7 protein-coding genes are annotated in these 5,642 nt (G+C 76.2%); 2 read left to right on the top strand and 5 right to left on the bottom strand.

Features of this window, described 5'->3' with window-relative positions:
* The 5 genes from DMH08_RS38070 to DMH08_RS38050 form a co-directional block, all read right to left on the bottom strand.
* Positions 1-580 (bottom strand): TerD family protein (locus DMH08_RS38070; protein ID WP_148108647.1); only part of this gene is annotated, 580 nt, incomplete at its 3' end.
* A gap of 104 nt (positions 581-684) precedes the next feature.
* Positions 685-1,734, bottom strand: coding sequence for a lipoate--protein ligase family protein (locus tag DMH08_RS38065; RefSeq protein ID WP_125621083.1), 1,050 nt, complete (start codon positions 1,732-1,734; stop codon positions 685-687).
* Between the two features lie 4 nt (positions 1,735-1,738).
* On the bottom strand, positions 1,739-2,704 hold the full coding sequence (locus tag DMH08_RS38060; protein ID WP_125621081.1) for a hypothetical protein: 966 nt from the start codon (positions 2,702-2,704) through the stop codon (positions 1,739-1,741).
* An 85-nt stretch (positions 2,705-2,789) separates the two neighbouring features.
* Positions 2,790-3,254: an OsmC family protein gene (locus DMH08_RS38055; protein ID WP_125621079.1), complete on the bottom strand. Its 465-nt coding sequence runs from the start codon at positions 3,252-3,254 to the stop codon at positions 2,790-2,792.
* Between the two features lie 32 nt (positions 3,255-3,286).
* Positions 3,287-3,913, bottom strand: a complete 627-nt coding sequence (locus tag DMH08_RS38050) for a GntR family transcriptional regulator (RefSeq protein WP_026405006.1) — start codon at positions 3,911-3,913, stop codon at positions 3,287-3,289.
* Between the two features lie 144 nt (positions 3,914-4,057).
* Between DMH08_RS38050 and DMH08_RS38045 the strand changes: the two genes are divergently transcribed.
* On the top strand, positions 4,058-4,918 hold the full coding sequence (locus DMH08_RS38045; protein WP_125621077.1) for a serine hydrolase: 861 nt from the start codon (positions 4,058-4,060) through the stop codon (positions 4,916-4,918).
* Between the two features lie 94 nt (positions 4,919-5,012).
* A partial coding sequence (locus tag DMH08_RS38040) for a DoxX family protein (RefSeq protein ID WP_148108646.1) occupies positions 5,013-5,642 on the top strand: 630 nt, incomplete at its 3' end.

Raw genomic sequence — 5,642 nt, 5'->3', positions numbered from 1 at the left:
CCCCCGAACCGCCCGCGGCCGCGGCCGCGGGCGGTTCGGGGGCGGGCGCCGGGCCGGGGTCGTCGACCGAGATGCCGAAGTCGGTCGCCAGCCCCGCCAGGCCCGAGTCGTAGCCCTGGCCGACCGCGCGGAACTTCCACGCGCCCTGCCGCCGGTACAGCTCGCCGAGCACGAACGCCGTCTCCGTGGTGGCGCCGCTGCTGTCGAACCGCGCGACCTCCGCGCCGCCCGAGGCGTCCACGAGCCGCACGTAGAGCCCGTCGATCTCGCCGAAGGTCCCGCCGTCCGCGGACGCCGCGACGACGATCCGCTCGACGGCCGGCTCGACCCGGTCGAGGTCGACCGACAGGACGTCCAGGACGGTCGCGCCGCGCTGCTTGCCCTCGTGCTTCACCGCGCCGGACCCGTGCACCGGCTGGTTGTAGAAGACGAAGTCGTCGTCGGACCGGACCCGGCCCGTGCCGGCCAGCAGGAGGGCCGACGCGTCCGCGTCGGGCGTCCCCACCCCGCTCCGCCATCCGAGCTCGACCCGCACCGCCGACGCCCCGACCGGGGTGTTGGCGCCCTTCTGCATCGACATGACACGTCCTCCTCCGCGCTGCCCCGAACCCTACGGCCGGACGCGCGGGCCCCGCGACCTGCCCCGACTCCTTGACGCTCGGCGGCGCGCGAGAGTTCCGCCGGTCAGGGCACCCGGGCCGTCCACGCGGGCGTGGTGAACTTGTCCGCGACGTACTTGTCGGCCAGCCGCAGCTCGTCCTCGGTGGGGCGGTCGGGGACGAGGCCGTACCGGGCGCGGAAGTGCCCGATCATCCGCTCGATGATCTCCTCGCGGGGCAGGCCGGTCTGCCGCCGCAGCGGGTCCACCCGCTTGTTCGCGCTCGCGATCCCCTTGTCGGAGATCTTCTCCCGCCCGATCCGCAGCACCCGCGTCATCTTCGCCGCGTCGATGTCGTAGGCCATCGTGACGTGGTGCAGGACCGCCCCGGCGGCCAGCCGCTTCTGCGCCGCGCCCGCGATCTTCCCCTGGTCGGACGCGATGTCGTTCAGCGGCCGGTACCACGCCCGCACGCCCAGATCACCGAGGGCGCCCAGCACCCAGTCGTCCAGGAAGGCGTAGCTCTCCGCGAACGACATGCCCGCGACCAGCGACTCCGGCGCGTACAGCGAGTAGGTGATCGTGTTGCCCGGCTCGACGAACATCGCGCCGCCGCCGCTGATCCGCCGGACGACGTCCACCCCGGCGCGCGCCGCCTCCGCGGCGTCCACCTCGTTGCGCAGCGACTGGAAACTGCCGATGATCACCGCGGGGGACGCCCACTCCCACACCCGCAGCGTCGGCGGCCGCCGCCCCGCGGCGACCTCCTCGGCCAGCACCTGGTCCAGCGCCATGTGGACGGCCGGCTCCTGCGGCCCCTCGTGGATCAGCCGCCACTCGTGGTCGCGCCAGTCGGACGCGCGCGCCACCGCCCGGCGCACCGCGATGCCGACGGCCTCCGCGGTCAGCCCGAGCAGCACCGTGCCGGGCGGCAGCCCCGCCTGCACCCGGGCGCCGATCTCGTGCGCGTCCAGTCCCGCCGGGAGCCCGTCCAGCGCCGCGTCGATCGCGGCGAGCGCCTCGTCCGGTTCGAGGAAGAAGTCGCCGCTGATCCGCGGGCCGCGCAGCAGCCCGTCCACGACGTCGACGTCGGCGACCACCAGCTTGCCGCCGGGAACCTTGTACTCACCGTGCATCACATCAGGGAGAACCCCGCCGCCGCTGCCGCGATTCCGCCGCGGCGACCGCCTGCACGATCGCGGCGAGCAGCAGCGCCCCGGCGGCGATGCCGAGCCCGTGCTGGACGACCGCGACGACCGGGCGCTCGGCGGGCGCGTAGTCGCCGGGGCGCAGGAAGACGAGAGGCAGCTTCCACGCGCTCCACGCGAACAGCGAGCCCGACGCGGTGAAGCCGAGGGCCATCGGCAGCCAGGTCGGCGTGTCCGGACGGCGCGCCGCGGCGGCCCACGCGCCGGCGAGCGCCCACAGCGCCGAGTTGCCGAGCAGGAGCCGGGCGTCCGCGGTCATCGGATCGGTCCGGTCGGGATCGAGGCCGAGCGTCCCGCCGGCCGCCCAGTACGCCCACGCGGCGGCGAGGAGGAGGCACATGCCGAGGACGGCCCGCGTCCGCGCGCGTCCCGCCGCGGCCCGCGGCCCGCCGCCGAGCCGCCCGACGAACGCCGCCGGCCACCGTTCCCGCAGGAGGACGGGGAGGGCGATCGCCAGCCCGACGGCCATGCCCAGGAACCCGACGGCGAGGAACACGCCCTCCCAGGCGGGCACGGTCGCCCCCTCGTCCGGTTCGGTGGTCCGCCCCGCGTCGAGGAGGGTGCTCAGCAGCATGTAGGGGATCATCGGGACGAGGAATCCGGCGGCGATCCACGCGACGAAGACCAGCGGCACGGCCGGCGCCCCGCGCCCCCGGTCGCGGGCCAGCGCGACACCGAGCGCGATCCCGACGGCGGCCATCACGACCGTCACCGCGTTCAGCACGATCCAGTCCGCGCCGCCGACGTCCGACGGCACGGAACCGAGGAGCCCCGCCGCCACCCAGACGACCTTCACGAGCAGGTACAGGGACAGGCAGGCCGCCGCGCCGTACCCCGCGACGCGCCGCGCCGCCGTCCACCGGCGGCCCACCGGGCCCGGCTTCACTTCCGCTTCCATGATCGGGATTCTTCGCCGCGCCGGTGCGCGCCGCCTCCCCCGCGCGGGCGAGAGGCCTCCCCCGGACGGGCGGGGCGGTGGGCGTTCAGCCGGCCACGGGTTCGTGGCGCACGGGGAAGTTCACCGAGTTCGCGATGAAGCACAGCTCGTGGGCCCGCGCGTGCAGTCCCGCCGCCTCGTCCGTCCGCGCGGGGTCGTCCAGCGTCACGCGGGGGCGCAGCACGACCTCCTCGAACCGGCCGCCGCCGCCCGCCGTCTCCACCATGGTGCCCAGCGGGTCGTCGGTGTAGGCGGTGACGACGATGCCCGCGGTCGCGCACAGATGCAGGAACCACAGCATGTGGCACTCCGACAGGGACGCCACCAGCAGCTCCTCCGGGTTCCAGCGGGCCGGGTCGCCGCGGAACGCCGGGTCGGAGCTGCCCGCGATGGGCGGCTTGCCCGCCGCCCGGATCTCGTGGGCCCGCTCGAAGGCCCGGTACGAGCCGGTGCCCGCCCCCGTGTTGCCCGTCCAGGTCACGGACACCTCGTAGCGGTGCGTCTTCGGCATTCGCCTCCTCCTTCCTTCCGTGCGCGGCCGTGTCACCGCACGGCCGCGCCGGTCGCGCGGGCGTGGTCGCCCGCGATCCGGCCCGCCGCCGCCCGGTCGCCGTCCCTGATCGCCCGCAGCAGCCGCCGGTGCTCGGCCGCGACCTCGCCCGGGCGTTCCGGCGGGACGAGCGACGCGCGCGTCGACACGACGATCCGGTCCCACAGCCGGTCGAGGGCCTCCAGCGCGACCGGGTTGCCGGCCAGTTCGGCGACGCCCCGGTGGAACCGGCGGTTCAGCTCGATCGCCCCGTCCAGGTCGCGGTCGGCGGTGACCCGCTCCAGGGCGTCCGCGTCCCGGTCGAGGGCCGCGAGGGCGGCGGGGGCGAGGTGCCCGGTCCGCTGCCGGTCCGCCGCGAGCTCCGCGGTGAGCGCCTCGAGCGCCGCGCGGACCGCGTAGGCGTGGGCGAGCTCGTCCGTCCCGAACCCGCGTACCACCACGCCGCGGCCGGCGCCGCGCACCAGGCCGTCGCTCTCCAGCCTGCGCAGCGCCTCGCGGATCGGGGTGCGCCCGGCCGCCAGCGCCGCGCTCACCGACGCCTCGGTCAGCCGCTCGCCCGGCGGGTACTCCCCCGCCACGATCAGCTCCCGCAACCGCCGGTACACCGCTTCCGCCTGCATGGCCCTCCTTTGCATGCAAAGCATACATTGCATGCAAAGGGCGTAACGGCCGGGAAACGCCCGTCCCGCGACACTCCCCGCCATGCCCAACGAGACCGCCCCGCCGGACCGCGCATGAGGCGCCGGTGGCCTATCGTCGCGCTCGTGATCGCGTGCGCCGCCGTCCTCGCCGCCCTCGCCGCGGGCGCGCCCGTCCCGCCCCGCCCGCGGCACCCGGCCGCCGTGCTCGCCGTCGCGCCGCCGCCCGCGCCCCGCCCGGCCCCGCTCCCCGGCGCGGCCGAGCGCACCGAACTCACCCGCGCCCTGGACGCCTACCTGCGCGAACGTCCCGGCTCGGTGGCGCTCGCGGTGCGCGACACCGAGGGCGGGGTCGCCTACTCCTACGGGGACGCGCTGCGGCCCGCGACGGCCAGCATCGTCAAGGTGAACATCGTCATGGCCCTGCTCCTGCGGGCCCAGCGCGAGGGCCGCGCGCCGACGTCCGCCGAGGAGGCCCTCGCCGAGCGCGCCGTCACCGTCAGCGACAACGACGCCGCCACGGCCCTCTGGCACGCCGTCGGCGGCGCCGACGGCCTCGCCGCCGCGAACGAGGACTTCGGCCTGCGCGACACGGTCCCCGGGCCCGGCGGCTTCTGGGGCTCCACGACGACCACGGCCGCCGACCAGGTCGCGCTCCTCACCGCGCTGGTCTCCCCCGCGAGCCCGCTGTCGGCGGCGAACCGCCGCCGCGTCCGGGACCTCATGGCCGGCGTGGTCCCGGCGCAGTCGTGGGGCGTGAGCGCGGCCGGCGGGGACGCGGCCCTGAAGAACGGCTGGCTGCCCCGCGACGCCCACGGCGGCCGCTGGACGGTCAACAGCATCGGCCTCGTCCGCGCCTCGGGCCGCCTCCTGCTGATCGCCGCGCTGTCCGAGCGGAACGCGACGATGGAGGCCGGGATCGAGACCGTCGAGCACGCCGTCCGGACGGTCGCGGCCGCGCTCGACCGTCCGCACGAGCACCGGTGACCGCTCCTACCTGGGGCATTCGCGCGATTCGTCCGGATGCCGTCATACTCTCCGACGACCCGGGCCCACCCCCCGTGCTGAAGGAGTCGACGGCATGCGCTCTCGGTCACTGGTGTACGACGTCGCGGCCGTCCTCGCGCGGATCGGCGTGGGCGTCGTCTTCATGGCGCACGGCTGGCAGAAGATCGAGGCCGGCGTCACCGCGACGGGCGAGTCCTTCGACGCCCTCGGGGTCCCGCTCCCGACCGCCGCGGCCGTCTACGCCGCGTTCGTCGAGCTGCTCGGCGGCGCCGCGCTGATCGCCGGGCTGGCCCTGCCGGTCACCGGCGCCCTCCTGTTCATCGACATGCTCGGCGCGTTCCTGTTCGTGCACGCCGACCAGGGGCTGTTCATGGTGGACGGCGACCGCGCGCAGAACGGCTACGAGCTGGTCGTCGCGCTCGGCATGGCCGCCCTGCTGCTGGCCGCGGGCGCCGGGGGGCGGCTGACGCTCGACGCGTGGATCGTCCGGCGGCGCGCCGCGGGCCCGGACGACCCGGGGGACGAGGACGACGAGGACGACGCGGAGAGCTTCGTGGAGTCGCTCCGGCAGGCCGAGACCAAGCCCGTCGAGCCCCCGGCGAAGAAGGCCCCGGTCCGCCGGTCCGCGCCCAAGGCCGCCCCGAAGGCCGCCCCCGCGCCGTCCGTCGGCGGCTTGACGGGCTGCGTGTCGCCGGAGCGGCGG

This window comes from Actinomadura sp. WAC 06369 (assembly GCF_003947565.1).
Taxonomy (GTDB): Bacteria; Actinomycetota; Actinomycetes; order Streptosporangiales; family Streptosporangiaceae; genus Spirillospora; species Spirillospora rifamycini.
The sequence above is the reverse complement of the archived record's forward strand: the minus strand, read 5'-3'. Positions and strand labels throughout refer to the sequence as shown.